Origin of the sequence: Thiobacillus sp. SCN 63-57 (assembly GCF_001725555.1) — a bacterium.
In the GTDB taxonomy this organism is placed as follows: domain Bacteria; phylum Pseudomonadota; class Gammaproteobacteria; order Burkholderiales; family Thiobacillaceae; genus Thiobacillus.
Genome location: NZ_MEGP01000021.1, coordinates 36,390 through 52,071 on the forward strand (window position 1 = coordinate 36,390; position 15,682 = coordinate 52,071).

Sequence of the window (15,682 nt, forward strand, 5' to 3'; positions counted from 1 at the left end):
CCACAGGAGTTTGCACATGACCAACCCACTATCTGTCGGCATCCAGGGCATGACCTGCGCAAGTTGCGCCGCGCGGGTGGAAAAAGTGCTCAAGCAACTGCCGGGCGTGACCGAGGCCACCGTCAATCTGGCGACCGAGATCGCGACGGTTGTGGGCGACACCGATATGGCGTCGGTGCAGCGTGCCATCGAAAAGGCCGGCTTCAGCGTGCCGACCGAATCGCTGAAACTCGACATCATCGGCATGACCTGCGCAAGCTGTTCGGCACGTGTGGAAAAAGCCTTGAACAAAGTACCCGGCGTGCTCGATGCCAGCGTCAACCTGGCCACCGAACAGGCGACGGCAACACTGGCGCAGGGCACGTCGACGGCCGCGCTGATTGCCGCGGTAGCGCGCGCCGGTTATGAGGCGCGACTGCCACAAACCACTGCCCCCCCCCCACCCGCCCCGGCGCACACGCTGCCCGACTGGTGGCCGGTTGCGCTGGCGATCGGGCTGTCGCTGCCGCTGATCGCCCCCATGTTTGCCAGCCTGTTGGGCGCGCACTGGATGCTGCCGGGCTGGCTGCAGCTGGCGCTCGCCACGCCGGTGCAGTTCTGGCTGGGCGCGCGCTTTTATCGCGCCGGCTGGAAAGCCCTGCGCGCCGGTAGCGGCAACATGGACCTGCTGGTGGCGGTCGGCACCAGCGCGGCGTACGGCCTGAGCCTGTACCTGCTGCTGACGCATGCCGGCGCGATGCACCTGTATTTCGAAGCCTCGGCAGTGGTGATCAGCCTGGTGCTGCTCGGCAAATGGCTGGAGGCGCGCGCCAAGCGCCAGACCACCGAAGCCATCCGCGCCTTGCAGGCCCTGCGGCCGACGACCGCGCGCGTACGCCTCGACGGCGTCGACCACGACATGCCGATCGACGCGATCCGCGTCGGCGACATGGTGGTGATCCGCCCCGGCGAGCGAGTGCCGGTGGACGGCGAGATAACCGAAGGCGAGAGCCAGGTCGACGAATCCCTGCTCACCGGCGAATCGCTGCCGGTCGACAAGCAGCCGGGCGACACGGTGACCGGCGGCGCGATCAACGCGCAGGGCGTGCTGGTGGCACGCACCACGGCGGTGGGAACGGAAACCACGCTGGCGCGCATCATCCGCCTGGTGGAGAACGCACAGGCCGCCAAGGCGCCGATCCAGCGACTGGTGGACAAGGTCAGCGCGGTGTTCGTCCCGGTGGTGATGGGCATTGCGCTGGTCACGTTCATCGCCTGGTGGGCGCTGGGCGGCAACGCCGAGCAGGCCATCCTCAATGCGGTGGCGGTGCTGGTGATTGCCTGTCCGTGCGCGCTGGGCCTTGCCACCCCCACCGCGATCATGGCGGGAACCGGCGTCGCCGCCCGCCATGGCATCCTGATCAAGGACGCCGAAGCGCTGGAACTGGCGCACAAGATCGGCACGGTGGTGTTCGACAAGACCGGCACGCTCACCGACGGTACGCCGCACGTGGCAGCCTATCTGGCGGCCGACGATAGCGATCAGAATAGGGTGCTCGCCATCGCTGCCGGACTGCAGGCCGGCAGCGAGCATCCGCTGGCGCGCGCGGTGCTGGAGGAAAGCGCGGCCCGCTCTGTCCCGCCGCAGCCTGCACGTGCGCAGCAGGCACTGCCCGGCCGCGGCATCGCCGGTGAGGTGGCGGGCGAAACCTGGTGGCTGGGCAATCGTCGCCTGATGAACGAGAACGGTGTCGACACCGCTGCACTCGACGCCAGGGCCGCCGAACACGAAGCCGCAGGCCGCAGCGTGTCGTGGCTGGCGCGTGCCCGCGATCATCATGCGCTCGGCTTGCTGGCTTTCGGCGACGCGGTCAAACCCAGCGCAGCCGCAGGCGTGGCGCGTCTCAGGGAACAGGGCATCACGACCGTCATGCTCACCGGCGACAATCGCGGCGCTGCCGAGGCGGTGGCCCGCGAACTGGGCCTCGACACCGTGCTGGCCGAGGTATTGCCGGCCGACAAGGCGGCGCATGTGAGCCAGCTCAAGACTGCGGGCAACACCGTGGCGATGGTGGGAGACGGCATCAACGACGCGCCTGCGCTCGCGGCGGCCGACGTCGGCATCGCCATGTCCTCCGGCAGCGACGTCGCCATGCATACGGCCGGCATCACGCTGATGCGCGGCGACCCGGCGCTGGTGGCCGACGCCATCGACATTTCCAAACGCACCTACGCCAAGATCCGGCAGAACCTGTTCTGGGCCTTCGTCTACAACGTGGTCGGCATTCCGCTCGCGGCATTCGGTTTCCTGAACCCGGTGATCGCCGGTGCGGCCATGGCCTTCTCCAGCGTCAGCGTGGTGACGAACGCGCTGACGCTCAAGCGCTGGCGACCCCGCACATGAACATCGGCGAAATCGCCCGCGCCAGCGGCGTGTCGGCCAAGATGATCCGTCATTACGAACATATCGGTCTCATCCGCGAAAGCAGCCGCACGTTCTCGGGCTACCGGCAATACAGCGAACGCGATGTGCACCTGCTGCGTTTCATCCGCCGCGCCCGCGACCTCGGATTCTCGCTCGACCAGATCCGGCAGTTACTGTCGCTGTGGGACGACCCCGAACGCGCCAGCGCCGACGTCAAACATCTGGCCGAGGCCCATATCGCCGACCTCGACGCTCGCATCGCCGCACTGAGCGAGATGCGCGCCACCCTGGTCGCACTGGCACAGGCCTGCCACGGCGATCACCGTCCCGACTGCCCCATCCTGCAAGGACTTGCCGCGCCGCCCGATTCCTGAGGCGCGCGGCCTGTCGCCGCGCTAGCGAGGCTGGCCCGCCCAGTCGTACACCACTTCGATCACCACCAGTGCGCGTACCGGGCGGCCATTCTTCTGTGCCGGCGCAAAACGCGCATCGCGAAACGCCTTGATTGCGGAGTCCTCGAATACGCCGGGCGGCGTCGCGCTCACGATCTCGATGTCGCTGACGCGCCCATCGGCTTCCAGCTTCAATTGCAGACGCAGCGTGCCGGACACGCGCTGACGGTCGGCCTCGGCCGGATAGTCCGGCCGGATGACACGCAGCGCGTGCGGCTGCACATCGAGATCGCGCGCGTTGTAATAGGTGAGGTCGACCGAACTGGTAAGCGCGGCAGCCGGCACCGGGGCCGCCTCCGGCGAAAGGGCCGGTGCCGTCTTTGCCGCTGCAGGCACGGTCGGCGCCATCGGCAACGGCGCGTCATGCGCCGGCGTGGTGGTGGGCGGCGGAACAACGGCCGGCGGAGGCGGCGCCACGGGCAGAGCCTTCGGCGCAGGACTCGGGGCCAGCTGCGCTACGGGCGCGACCGCCGGCACCGGCACGACCGGCGATGGCGGCGGCGGCACATTGGCCGCGGGCGCCGGTGGCGCCACCAGGCGTACCTCGATCACCGGCGCCTCCACGCTGACGCCCGCAGGTGGCACCACCTGCACCAGCGCGATCACGGCTGCATGCAGCCCCAGCGAAATCCACAGAGCCGCGAGCGGCCGCCGCAGCCGCGGCGGGATCGACGGTTCGTCGAAGGACGCGCTCACTGAGAACCGTCCCCTTCAAGGGACCGGCGCCCGGCCACTGCCGGGTATTCATGCCCTTCAGGGTATTCATGCCCTTCAGGGTATTCATGCCCTTCAGGGTATTCATGCCCCGGATGGCATTGCCATCCGGGGTACGTTTTGACTGCACGTGAAATCGAAGGCACGGGCCTAGAATGAGGGCCGGAAAAACGACAGGAGAAGACCATGAGAAGACTCGTCATCGCGGGCGCCATCTTAGCATCGGCGCTGGCGGCCCCGGCCCTCGCCCAGGCCGTCGATCTGAGCAAAACCACCATCCAGTCCGCCGACGGTACCGAGGTGCCTGTGGAAATCGCCACGCCTGCCGGCAAGGGCCCGTTCCCGCCCGTACTGTTCATCCACGCCAAGCGAGGCTACGAGGGCGACGAGCGCGCCCACGTGCGCGAACTTGCCGAACAAGGCTTTCTCGTCGTCGCCCCCGACTGGCAGAGCGGCCGCTTCATCGAACGCTGGCCCTCGGCGCACAATCCCGACACCGAAATGGACGTGGAAGCCGGGCTCGACTATCTGAAATCGTTGCCCAATGCCTGCAAGCAGCCGGTCGGCATCGTCGGCCTGTCGCGCGGCCCCTATTTCGCGATCCGCCTGGCCGCCAGGCGCGGCCCCGATATCGCCGCCATCGTCAGCTACTACGGCCACATGCAGAATCCCAACGCGCCCGAGCCCGACCAGCTGTTCCGCGTCGCGCCCGAGATCATGCAGATCACGACGCCGGTCCTGTATCTCATTGGCGACGCCGACTATGAACTGCGCCGCATGAACGGCGGGCGGGCATTCTATGCGTTGTGGGAGCGCGGCGTACCGGTGGAATGGCAGGAATATCCGATGGCGCGGCGCGCGTTCGACTTCCGCCTCGACCAGACACCCGAGGAGAAAATCGCCACGCGCCATGCCCGGGCGCGGGCACAAGCCTGGCTGATGAAATGGATGAAGCTGACGCCGGCGATGCGCTGCGCATAAGCCGGAACCGGCGGGGCGAAATATCCGGCCCTGCTTTCCAGAAGGGAAACGAGATGGCGATTCCCGCGTGCCGGGAATCCCGACTGGAGCCACGATGATTCCACTCAAGTTTCTTTGTTTGCTGCTTGTCGGGTTTGCCTGGCAGGCGGCGCAGGCCGCACCCCTGTATAAATGGCGGGACAGCGCGGGGCGTATCACCTATTCCTCTCTGCCGCCACCGCCCGGTTTCAAGGCGGAACAATTGAAGGACGCGTCGCAACCCGACGCGGAAGCCATCCGCCAGGCCGAGGTGCGGGCGAAAAAAGCCCAGGAACTGGCCCGCGAAATGGAAGCCGCCCGTCGCGCGCAGGAGGCCGAAGATGCCCGGCGCCGGGCCCTGCAGCCTCCGGCCCCCATTGTGATCGAGAAGCCGGTTTACGTACCCCAGCCGATCTATTACCCGCCTGTCCGGCATCCGCCGCGACGGCACCCGCCCGACCGGCCCCGCGACAGGTCACCCCACGACCGTTCACGCTGACACGGTTGCGATGACCGGCCGCCTCGCATGCGCCCCGTTTTGATTCCGTTAGCCCGCTTCATGCACCACAAGCGTACATCCCGGCCAGCTTGCCCAGCCCCTCGATTATCAATAAGTATTTGATTATTAACCAAACCGCGAGCTGGCACGCCCCCTGCTAAATCCTGATTGAGTATCCAAACCGCAAGGCCAGGTTGCTCAGGCAGTCTCCTCCGACTTAGCGGCCTCTCAGGAGGCCGCGTTTTTTTGGAGGCAACCCAGAACATGAAACAAGCATGCGCGTCCTGATTGTTGAGAACCAGCCGGAACGGCTGGCGATGCTGGTGCCCGCACTGGAGGCGGCAGGCTGCGTGGTGACGGCCACGCTGAATTCGGCGCGCAGCCTGGATGTTCAGATCCAGGCGTTGCGGCCGGACGTGGTGATCATCGCGCAGGACTCGCCCGACCGCGATACGCTGGAACACATCTGCGTGGTGAACCAGGACTGCCCGCGCCCGATTGTGATGTTCACCGGCGACGGCAGTCCGGATTCGATCCGCGCGGCGACGCAGGCGGGGGTGACCTCGTATGTGGTCGACGGCCTCGACCCGGCGCGCATCCGCCCCATCCTCGACGTCGCGGTGTCGCGCTTCGAAGCGTTCCAGGCGCTGCACGACCAGCTCGAACAGACGCGCCTCGAACTGTCGGAGCGCAAGCTGATCGACCAGGCCAAGGCATTGCTGATCAAGCAGACCGGCGCGTCGGAGCCCGAGGTCTATCGCGAGATGCGGCGCGCAGCGATGGATCGCGGCCTGAAGCTGGCGGACATCGCGCGGCAAATCCTGCAGAAACCCCTGGCGTGAGGCGCACCCCGATTGGTGCACGGCACTGAAAACATGCACCGCACGGGTGCGCGAATGGACGGCCTGCAAGGGCTCATGATCCGCCGGGTTTCCTGAAAAACCAGGCAATACAAGGCACTGGGGAAGCTGGCACAGCGGTTGCTAAACCTGGACTGAACAGTCGCAACGTTGTGGCTTTCAGCGTGACCGTCAAATCATTCATCACTGGACAAAGGCGTCCGCCCTGAAGGCGACGCCTTTTTTATTTTGCCCTCCGGGCATTTGGAGAACACACCGTGAGCGACACCCAGAACAAACCCCTTGTGCAAGACCAGAGCAAGCGTGACTTCATGAAAAAGACCACCGGACTTTCCGTCGCTGCCGCCCTCATGGCCATGGTGCCGCCCGGCGTGCGCCAGGGTGCCTGGGCCGCCGGTTCCGACGCACCCGAGAAACCCAACCTGAAAATCGGCTTTATTCCGCTCACCGACTGTGCGTCGGTCGTGATGGCCTCGGTGAAAGGCTTCGACAAGAAGTACGGCATCACCATCACGCCCTCGAAAGAAGCCTCGTGGGCGGCGGTGAGGGACAAGCTGGTGAACGGCGAACTCGACGCGGCACACGTGCTGTATGGCCTGATCTACGGCGTGCAGCTCGGCATCGGCGGGCCGAAGAAGGACATGGCGGTGCTCATGGCGATCAACAACAACGGCCAGGGCATCACGCTGTCGAATCAGCTCAAGGACAAGGGCGTGACCGACGGCGCAGGACTGGCCAGGCTGGTGAAGGCCGAGCCGCGCGAATACACCTTCGCCCAGACCTTCCCCACCGGTACCCACGCGATGTGGCTGTACTACTGGCTGGCAACCTACGGCATCAACCCGTTCAAGGACGTGAAGAACATCGTGGTGCCGCCGCCGCAGATGGTCGCCAACATGCGCGTCGGCAACATGGACGGCTTCTGCGTGGGCGAGCCGTGGAACCAGCGCGCCATCTTCGACAAGATCGGCTTCTCCGCCGCCACCAGCCAGGATGTATGGGTCAACCATCCGGAAAAGGTGGTCGGCACCACCGACGAATTCGTGCAGAAATACCCGAACACGGCGCGTGCGATGACGATGGCAATCCTGGAAGCCTCCAAATACATCGACACCATGAGCAACCGCTCCGAAGTAGCGAAGATCATTTCGGAAAAATCCTATGTCAATGCGCCATTCGATGTGATCGAGGATCGCATGCTCGGGCAGTACGAAAACGGCCTCGGCAAAAAATGGCAGGACCCCAACTACATGAAGTTCTACAACGGCGGCGCAGTCAACTTCCCCTATCTGTCGGACGGCATGTGGTTCCTCACCCAGCATAAGCGCTGGGGGCTGTTGAAAGAGCACCCGGACTATCTGGGGGTCGCGAAAAAGGTCAACAAGATTGCCTTGTACAAGGAAGCCGCGACCCAGGTGAAAGTCCCGCTACCGAAGTCAGAGATGCGCACCTCCAAGTTGATCGACGGCACGGTGTGGGATGGCAGGAATCCTGCCAAGTACGCCGACAGCTTCAAGATCAAGGCTTGACGGGGACAGGGAGCCATCATGACCCCCGAAAACATCGCCCTGGTGAAAACCAGCTGGCAGCAGGTGCTGCCCATCCAGAAGGCTGCTGCCGAACTCTTCTATGGCCGCCTGTTCGAGCTGGATCCGTCGTTGCGTCCGCTGTTCAGGGGCGACATGGCCGAGCAGGGCCGCAAGCTGATGACCATGATCAACACGGTCGTCATGAGCCTCGACCGGCTCGGCCCCATGCTGGGCGCGATCGAGGACCTGGGGCGCCGGCACGTCGCCTACGGCGTGACCGAAGCGCACTACGACACCGTGGGCAGCGCGCTGATCTGGACCCTGGGCAAAGGCCTGGGCGAGCAGTTCACCTCGGCCGTCCAGGCGGCGTGGGCAGAGGCCTACACTACCCTGGCCTCCGCCATGAAGCAGGCGGCCACCGCCGCCGCGTAAACACACAGGAGTGCGATATGAGCGCAGTCAATGCCACCCCCGAAAATCTGAACGGCATCCTCTCGGGCGAGGACATCGCCCCACCGCCCCCGATGCCGACGGCGACCCTCCCCGCCCGCCGCGTCCCCTATTTCGAAACCGAATCGGGCAAACACCTCGTCGAGAACACGCTGACCCTGTTCAGGAACACCATCCCGCCCCTGCTCGGCATGCTGCTGTTCGTCGGCGTGTGGGGGCTGATCTCCCATAGCATCAAGAACATTCCGGGGCCCGTCGAAACGTGGACCTCGGCAGTGGCGCTGTTTTCCGATCCGTTCTACGACAACGGTCCCAACGACCAGGGCATCGGCTGGAACATCCTCAATTCGCTGTACCGCGTCGGCATGGGCTTCGGCGCCGCCGCGGCGGTGGGGATTCCGCTCGGCTTCATGGTCGGCCGCTTCGACTTCCTCAACCGCATGCTGTCGCCCATCATCAGCATCCTGCGCCCGGTGTCACCGCTGGCCTGGCTGCCGATCGGCCTGCTGGTGCTGCAGAAGGCCGAGCCGGCGTCGATCTGGGTGATCTTCATCTCCAGCATCTGGCCGATGGTGCTAAACACCGCCGCCGGGGTGCAGCGCATCCCGCAGGATTACATGAACGTCGCGCGCGTGCTGAACCTGTCGGAGCTCAAGGTGTTCACCCGGATCCTGTTCCCGGCCGTGCTGCCCTACGTGCTGACCGGCGTGCGGCTGTCGATCGGCGTCGCCTGGCTGGTGATCGTCGCCGCCGAAATGCTCACCGGCGGGGTCGGTATCGGCTTCTGGGTGTGGGACGAATGGAACAACCTCAACGTCGCCCACATCATCATCGCCATCTTCATCGTCGGCATCGTCGGGCTCTTGCTCGAGCAGGGACTGATGCTGCTGGCGAAGCGGTTTTCCTACGAGTAAGGCGTAAGGAGTGAGGCGTGAGGCGAACCCGCACGCACGCCCTTCTTCACGCCTGACGCCTCACCCCTCACGGAGAAAGACATGCAATCCTACGTCCAGATCGAAAACGCCGGCATGGTGTTCAGCACCAAGAAAGGCAAGTTCATCGCGCTCACCGACATCAACCTCAACATCGATGAGGGCGAGTTCATTGCGCTGATCGGCCATTCCGGCTGCGGCAAGTCCACGCTGCTGAATCTGGTGGCGGGGCTGCTCGATGCCACCGAAGGCGTGCTGCTGCTCGCCAACAAGGAGATCAAGGGACCGGGGCCGGAGCGTTCGGTGGTGTTCCAGAACCATTCGCTGCTGCCCTGGCTGACCACGTTCGAGAACGTCCATCTCGCGGTGGAAAAGGTGTTCGGCGGCAGCGAATCGAAGGCGCAACTGAAGGCGCGCACGGCGGCGGCGCTGGAACTCGTCGGCCTGACCCACGCCGCGACCAAGCTGCCGGGCGAAATCTCCGGCGGCATGAAGCAGCGTGTCGGCATTGCGCGCGCGCTGGCGATGGAGCCGAAGGTGCTGCTGATGGACGAGCCCTTCGGCGCGCTCGACGCGCTGACCCGCGCCCACCTGCAGGACGAGTTGATGAAGATCGTCGCGGCGACAAAGAGTACGGTCATCATGGTGACCCACGACGTCGACGAGGCGGTGCTGCTGTCGGACCGCATCGTGATGATGACCAATGGCCCGGCCGCCACCATCGGCGACATCCTCAGCGTGGACCTGCCGCGCCCGCGCGACCGCCTCGCGCTGGCGCACGACCCGCACTATCACGACCTGCGCAGCCAGGTGCTGGAATTCCTCTACAGCCGCCAGATGCGGCCCAAAGAAGCGGCCTGAACGCGCGTCCGGGGCAAGCTGCGGTTGCCCCGGGTGGCGGGTGCGGCTAGACTCTCGGGGTTGCTTTCGAACCGTCCGTTTTGTGAATTTCCAGACCCCTGCCCGCCATGCCGCGCCGACGTGAGCCCCGCCCCGCGCCCGCGCTGGAACTGAAGACCACGCGGCTCGCCGGGATCCAGGTCATCCTCAACAGCGCCGAGCACGCCGCGCTGGATACCCATATTTCCACGCTGTTCGCAGCGACGCCGGATTTCTTCGGCGGCGAGCCGGCGGTATTCGAATGCGGACGCCTGCCGGCGGACGCGCCTTCGCCCGACTGGGGCTGGCTGGCGCAGGAACTGAAGAGCCGGGGACTGAACCCGTTTGCGGTGCAGAACGCGTCGGCCGAACAGGCCGCCAGCGCTAGGCAGGCAGGACTGCTGGTGCTGAACGATGTGGCGCCTGCGCCGGCCATCGTCGCCGCCGAAGCGGCCCCCGCGCCGGAACCTGAACCGGTCGCCGAACCGGCATCGGCGGCCGAACCCGCAGCGGAGCCGGCCGCAGCTTCCGCCACCCGCATCATCGACAAGCCGCTGCGCTCCGGCCAGCGTGTCTATGCGGCGGGCGGCGACATCGTCGTGCTGGCCGCGGTCAACCCCGGCGCGGAAGTGATCGCCGACGGCAGCATCCACGTCTATGCGCCGCTCAAGGGAAAAGCACTCGCGGGCGCGCGCGGCGACACCTCGGCGCGGATTTTCACCACGCATCTCGAAGCCGAACTGGTGTCGATCGCCGGCGTGTACCGCACCTTCGAAACCGCGCCGGACGCCGCCGTGGCGAAGAAGCCGGCGCAGATCCGCCTGGCCGACACCAGCCAGATCGTCATTGAACCTCTCTAACCTCACGTAAAAAAGGAAGCTCCGTGACCACCATCATCACTGTCACCTCCGGCAAGGGCGGCGTCGGCAAGACCACCACCAGCGCCTCGATCGCCAGCGGCCTCGCGCTGCGCGGCTTCAAGACGGCCGTGATCGACTTCGACGTGGGCCTGAGGAACCTCGACCTCATCATGGGTTGCGAGCGCCGCGTGGTGTACGACTTCGTCAACGTCATCCAGGGCGACGCCAACCTGCACCAGGCATTGATCAAGGACAAGCACTGCGACAACCTGTTCGTGCTGCCCGCCTCGCAGACGCGCGACAAGGATGCGCTCACCGAGGAAGGCGTGGAGAAGGTGCTGAAGGAACTGGAACACCAGGGCTTCGACTACATCGTCTGCGATTCGCCCGCCGGCATCGAACACGGCGCGGTGATGGCGCTGACCTTCGCCGACGAGGCGATCGTCGTCACCAACCCCGAGGTCTCGTCGGTGCGCGACTCCGACCGCATCCTCGGCATCATCCAGTCGAAGAGCCGCCGCGCCATCGAAGGACGCGAGCCGGTGAAGGAGCACCTGCTGGTCACGCGCTATTCGCCGAAGCGCGCGCACGAAGGCGAGATGCTGACCTACACCGACATCCAGGAACTGCTGCGGATTCCGCTGCTGGGCGTCATTCCCGAATCCGAGGCCGTACTGCAGGCCTCCAACCAGGGCATCCCCGCGATCCACCAGAAAGGCACGCCGGTGGCCGACGCCTACCAGGATGCGATCGCTCGCTTCCTCGGCGAAGAACACCCGCTGCGCTTCGTCGAGTACGAGAAGCCGGGCCTGATCAAGCGTCTGTTCGGAGGCAAGTGACATGTCCTGGCTCTCCCTCATTTTCGGCGAAAAGAAAGCCACTGCCTCGGTCGCCAAAGAGCGCCTGCAACTCATCATCGCGCACGAACGCGCCTGCGCGTCCGGCCCGGATTTCCTGCCTGAGCTGCAAAAGGATCTGGTTGCGGTGATTTCCAAATACTTCCCGGTCAACCCCGACGACATCAAGGTTGGGCTCGAGAAGCAGGGCAACTACGAAGTACTCGAAGTCAACATCGTGCTGCCCGAGGGGCGTTGATCCCCCTGGGATCGAGGGAGGGGGCACTGGACTTCACGCAGTGGCGCTGACCGCTTCAGTGAAATCCAGCCACACCCGGCCCGCTTCGACTCTCACTGCGAATTCGCGCGCGCAGCCATGATCCGGCGCCACCGCACAACCGGAATCCAGCTCGATGTTCCAGTTGTGCATCGGGCAGGTGACCTTCCTGCCATGCACGATCCCTTGCGACAGCGGACCGCCCTTGTGCGGGCAGCGGTCCTCCAGCGCGAAGACTTCATCGTCGGCGGTACGGAACACGGCAATATCCAGACTGCCGTGGCGAACCACGCGTGCGCCGAGCTTGGGGATGTCGTTCACATCCAGGATGTCAGTCCAGTTATTCATCGTGTGCTTCCTTCATGCGGCGACGGTTTCGAATTCATGCTTGAGCTTGCCTTCCCTGGCACGCTCAACCCAGGGATCGCGCTCGACCGACAGCGCGAACAGCAGGCGCTCATACAGAGCACGGCGGCCTTCGGCGTCATCGAGGATTTTCTTCTTCACGTAGTCGAGGCCGACGCGCTCGACGTAGTGCACGGTGCGATCGAGGTAGCGCGCTTCCTCGCGATACAGCTGCAGGAAGGCGCCGGCGTATTCCAGCACCTCGTCGGGCGTCTTCACCTTGACCAGGAACTGCGCGACCTCGGTCTTGATGCCGCCGTTGCCACCGACGTATATCTCCCAGCCGGAATCGACGCCAATGATGCCGACGTCCTTGATCGCGACCTCGGCGCAGTTCCTCGGGCAGCCCGACACCGCGAGCTTGACCTTGTGCGGCGCCCACATCTTGAAGAACACCTTCTCGAGGTCGATGCCCATCTGGGTCGAGTCCTGCGTGCCGAAGCGGCACCACTCGGAGCCGACGCAGGTCTTCACCGTGCGCAGCGCTTTGCCATACGCATGGCCCGACGGCATGTCGAGGTCGGCCCACACCTTGGGCAGGTCTTCCTTCTTCACCCCGAGCAGATCGATGCGCTGGCCGCCGGTGACCTTGACCGTGGGAATGGCATATTTCTCGGCAACCTCGGCGATCCGCTTCAATTCGGACGGTGTGGTCTGGCCGCCCCACATGCGCGGGATCACCGAATAGCTGCCGTCGCGCTGGATGTTGGCGTGCGCCCGCTCGTTGATGAAGCGCGACTGCGGATCGTCCTCGGCCTCGCCCGGCCAGGTCGAGATCAGGTAATAGTTGAGCGCCGGGCGGCACGATGCGCAGCCGTTGGGCGTGCGCCATTCCATGAACTGCATCACCTGCGGGATCGAGAGGAGCTTGTTCTCGCGGATCGCCTCGCGCACCGCTTCGTGGGTATGGTCGGTGCAGCCGCACATCGATTTCGTCTTTGGCGCGGCCGAATAGTCGCCGCCTGCGGTGACCGCCAGGATCTGTTCGACGAGCCCCGTGCACGAGCCGCACGAGCTCGACGCCTTGGTGTGCTTCCGCACATCCTCCAGGGTAAACAGGCCCTTCTCGCGGATCGCCTTGACGATGTCGCCCTTGCAGATTCCATTGCAGCCGCACACCTCCATGTCGTCGGTCATGGTCGCGGCCTTGTTGATGCCCTGGTGGCCGAGGTTGCCGCAGTGGTCCTGGCCGAACATCAGGTGATCGCGCAGCTCGGACACGTTCTTGCCGTCGCGCAGCAGCGAGAAATACCAGGCGCCGTCGACGGTGTCGCCGTACATCACGCCGCCGACCAGCTTGTTGTCCTTGATGACGAGCTTCTTGTAGACGCCGCCGATGGGATCGGAATACAGGATGGATTCGGTGCCCTCGCCGCCGATGAAGTCGCCGGCCGAGAACAGATCGATGCCGGTGACCTTGAGCTTGGTCGAGGTCACCGAGCCCTGGTAGCGGCCGATGCCGTAGTGCGCCAGATGGTTGGCGCACACCTTGGCCTGCTCGAACAAGGGGGCGACCAGGCCGTAGGCCACACCGCGGTGTGCGGCGCACTCGCCGATCGAATAGACGCGCGGGTCGAAGGTCTGCATCGTGTCGTTGACGACGATGCCGCGGTTGCAGTGCAGGCCGGCGGACTCGGCGAGTTCGGTGTTGGGGCGGATGCCGACGGCCATCACGACCAGGTCTGCGGGCGCGGAATCACCATCCTTGAACTTGATCGCGGACACCCGGCCGGAGTCTCCCTTGACCAGTTCCGCGGTCTGCTTCTGCAGCAGGAACTTCATGCCCTTCTCTTCCAGGCTCTGCTGCAGCAGGCGCGCGGCGGGTTCGTCGAGCTGGCGTTCCATCAGCCACGGGCCGATGTGCACCACGGTGACGTCCATCCCGCGCTTCATCAGGCCGTTGGCCGCTTCCAGGCCGAGCAGGCCGCCGCCGATGACGACCGCGTGCTTGTACTGGCTGGACGCACGGATCATCGCGTCGACGTCGGCGATGTCGCGGAAGCTGATCACGCCGGGCAGGTCGGCGCCGGGTACCGGCAGGATGAAGGGATTGGAGCCGGTGGCGAGCAGCAGGCGGTCGTACTCGGCGCGCGTGCCGTCGTCGGCCTCGACATAACGGGCACTGCGGTCGATCTTCACGACCTTCTTGCCCATGTGCAGGTGGATGTTGTTTTCCGCGTACCAGTCGGTCGGGTTGAGGATGATGTCGTCGACCGTCTGCTCGCCTGCCAGCACCGGCGACAGCAGGATGCGGTTGTAGTTGGGATGCGGCTCGGCGCCGAACACGGCGATGTCGTAGAGGTCGGGAGCAAGCTTCAGCAGTTCCTCGAGGGTACGTACCCCCGCCATGCCATTGCCGACCATGACCAGTTTCATTTTGGGACCGCGTCCCATGGGCGTACTCATATCCATATCACCACTCCAAACGGAAGACCAAAAGTGATGACCGAGATACGCCGTTGCATTCGGTCTGCTTGCTACGATACCTAGCAATCGCTATGCCATGCTGCCGGCGCCCAGCAAGCGCCTTGTTTTCAAACGGTTTCAGAAAGGCGCAGCGTCAATCCGCTGCCGTCACGCGCACCATCGTGGTGCTCGATCGCTCGCCATGCACCGAAGCTAGGCCGCCACCCGTCCGAACCCATTGATCGCGGTGATGGCGCGCGCCTGGTTGAGGTCTTCGGTATACCCTGCCGCAAACAGGCAGACCGCCAGCTGATTGCGGATCGGCAGCGGCAACGGCAGATGATCATGCATGACCTGATCCGTCCAGGCGCCGGTTGCCCGCGCATCCAGTTCCGGAAGGTTCGCCAGCAGCGACGATGCGGGCTGGGCCTCGTACACCCGCTCCCCCTGCCCGTCCTGTACCAGCACCATGTCCGGCCGCTGCGACGGGTCGGCAAACGCCTCGCCCTCGCAGCCCTGCAGCAGCAAGGCGTGTCCGCCCAGGGCTTCCAGCACGGCACGCGTCGGCGCAACGTCCCCATCCGAGATCACGGGCGTCACCCGCACCGAACGCTCGCCCAGTACGTCGGCCAGTGCCGCCAGCCGCGTCACCCAGCCGTCGATACCCAGCCGCGCGCGCAAGGCCAGCAGCGCGGCCAATCCGGGACTCAGCAAGGCCACCGGCGCGAAGGCGATGCCGTCGTCCTGCAGGGCCGCATTGACCTGGGCCGCCGTACTGCAAGGCATGATGCCGAGCTCGCGCAGGACGTAAGCCGCGGCCGTCCCGCCACCCCCTTCGAGCACGCCATGGATCAGCACCGGTATGCCGAAACTCCTCAACAGCAGCGCCAGCAACGGCGTGAGATGCGGCTGCGTACGCACGCCGTGATAGGTAGGCAGCACCACGGTGCGGAACGGCCCGGTCGGCGCAACGAAATCCGGCAGGCGTTCGGCCAGTGCGGCATGCATGCCGAGCCAGGCATCCAGTCCCGGATCGTGCTGGTTGAACGCGACCAGGAATGCGGCCGTCTCCAGTTCCGGCACGCCGCCATCGAGCAGCGCCGCGCCCAGCGCACGCGCATCGACAAAGCCCAGTCCTTCGCCGGCTTCGATCTGGCGGATCAGGGTCGCGTAGCTCATG

At 65.3% G+C, this 15,682-nt stretch carries 16 protein-coding genes; 12 read left to right on the top strand and 4 right to left on the bottom strand.

Annotation, left to right across the window (positions count from 1 at the left end; translation table 11 throughout):
- Positions 1 to 16: 16 nt before the first annotated feature.
- Both ABT23_RS09735 and cueR read left to right on the top strand, forming a co-directional pair.
- Entirely contained in the window at positions 17 to 2,383 is a 2,367-nt protein-coding gene (locus tag ABT23_RS09735; RefSeq protein WP_296634331.1) for a heavy metal translocating P-type ATPase, read from the top strand.
- Positions 2,380 to 2,778, top strand: coding sequence for a Cu(I)-responsive transcriptional regulator (gene cueR / locus ABT23_RS09740; protein ID WP_296634334.1), 399 nt, complete (start codon positions 2,380 to 2,382; stop codon positions 2,776 to 2,778). The genes ABT23_RS09735 and cueR overlap by 4 nt, the downstream gene beginning before the upstream one ends.
- A 21-nt stretch (positions 2,779 to 2,799) precedes the next feature.
- Here cueR and ABT23_RS09745 read toward each other — a convergent pair whose 3' ends face one another.
- Entirely contained in the window at positions 2,800 to 3,552 is a 753-nt protein-coding gene (locus ABT23_RS09745) for an energy transducer TonB (protein WP_296634337.1), read from the bottom strand.
- A gap of 204 nt (positions 3,553 to 3,756) precedes the next feature.
- On the opposite strand from ABT23_RS09745, the gene ABT23_RS09750 reads away from it, so the two are divergent.
- The 10 genes from ABT23_RS09750 (at position 3,757) to minE (ending at position 11,673) form a co-directional block, all read left to right on the top strand.
- A complete protein-coding gene (locus ABT23_RS09750) occupies positions 3,757 to 4,551 on the top strand; it encodes a dienelactone hydrolase family protein (protein WP_296634342.1) in 795 nt (264 codons plus the stop codon).
- A gap of 94 nt (positions 4,552 to 4,645) precedes the next feature.
- Positions 4,646 to 5,068, top strand: coding sequence for a DUF4124 domain-containing protein (locus ABT23_RS09755; protein ID WP_296634345.1), 423 nt, complete (start codon positions 4,646 to 4,648; stop codon positions 5,066 to 5,068).
- A 275-nt stretch (positions 5,069 to 5,343) separates the two neighbouring features.
- Positions 5,344 to 5,910 (top strand): ANTAR domain-containing protein, encoded by a 567-nt coding sequence (locus ABT23_RS09760; protein WP_296634348.1) that lies wholly within the window; start codon positions 5,344 to 5,346, stop codon positions 5,908 to 5,910.
- Positions 5,911 to 6,239: 329 nt separating this feature from the next.
- On the top strand, positions 6,240 to 7,457 hold the full coding sequence (locus ABT23_RS09765) for a CmpA/NrtA family ABC transporter substrate-binding protein (RefSeq protein WP_296634447.1): 1,218 nt from the start codon (positions 6,240 to 6,242) through the stop codon (positions 7,455 to 7,457).
- An 18-nt stretch (positions 7,458 to 7,475) separates the two neighbouring features.
- Positions 7,476 to 7,889, top strand: coding sequence for a globin family protein (locus ABT23_RS09770; RefSeq protein ID WP_296634351.1), 414 nt, complete (start codon positions 7,476 to 7,478; stop codon positions 7,887 to 7,889).
- 17 nt (positions 7,890 to 7,906) lie between these two features.
- Complete coding sequence (gene ntrB / locus ABT23_RS09775; protein WP_296634353.1) at positions 7,907 to 8,821, top strand: nitrate ABC transporter permease; 915 nt, start codon at positions 7,907 to 7,909, stop codon at positions 8,819 to 8,821.
- Between the two features lie 81 nt (positions 8,822 to 8,902).
- Entirely contained in the window at positions 8,903 to 9,700 is a 798-nt protein-coding gene (locus tag ABT23_RS09780) for an ABC transporter ATP-binding protein (protein WP_296634356.1), read from the top strand.
- A gap of 107 nt (positions 9,701 to 9,807) precedes the next feature.
- Positions 9,808 to 10,578: a septum site-determining protein MinC gene (minC, locus tag ABT23_RS09785; protein WP_296634359.1), complete on the top strand. Its 771-nt coding sequence runs from the start codon at positions 9,808 to 9,810 to the stop codon at positions 10,576 to 10,578.
- Positions 10,579 to 10,601: 23 nt separating this feature from the next.
- Positions 10,602 to 11,417 (top strand): septum site-determining protein MinD, encoded by an 816-nt coding sequence (gene minD / locus ABT23_RS09790; RefSeq protein ID WP_296634361.1) that lies wholly within the window; start codon positions 10,602 to 10,604, stop codon positions 11,415 to 11,417.
- Position 11,418: 1 nt separating this feature from the next.
- On the top strand, positions 11,419 to 11,673 hold the full coding sequence (minE, locus tag ABT23_RS09795; RefSeq protein WP_296634365.1) for a cell division topological specificity factor MinE: 255 nt from the start codon (positions 11,419 to 11,421) through the stop codon (positions 11,671 to 11,673).
- 33 nt (positions 11,674 to 11,706) lie between these two features.
- On the opposite strand, the gene nirD is transcribed toward minE, so the two are convergent.
- From nirD to ybiB, 3 genes are all read right to left on the bottom strand, one after another.
- The gene (nirD, locus tag ABT23_RS09800) at positions 11,707 to 12,039 is read right to left on the bottom strand and encodes a nitrite reductase small subunit NirD (RefSeq protein WP_296634368.1); all 333 of its coding nucleotides are present in this window, start codon (positions 12,037 to 12,039) and stop codon (positions 11,707 to 11,709) included.
- 12 nt (positions 12,040 to 12,051) lie between these two features.
- Complete coding sequence (gene nirB, locus ABT23_RS09805) at positions 12,052 to 14,508, bottom strand: nitrite reductase large subunit NirB (protein ID WP_296634371.1); 2,457 nt, start codon at positions 14,506 to 14,508, stop codon at positions 12,052 to 12,054.
- A gap of 207 nt (positions 14,509 to 14,715) precedes the next feature.
- Entirely contained in the window at positions 14,716 to 15,681 is a 966-nt protein-coding gene (ybiB, locus tag ABT23_RS09810; RefSeq protein WP_296634372.1) for a DNA-binding protein YbiB, read from the bottom strand.
- Position 15,682 lies beyond the last annotated feature (1 nt).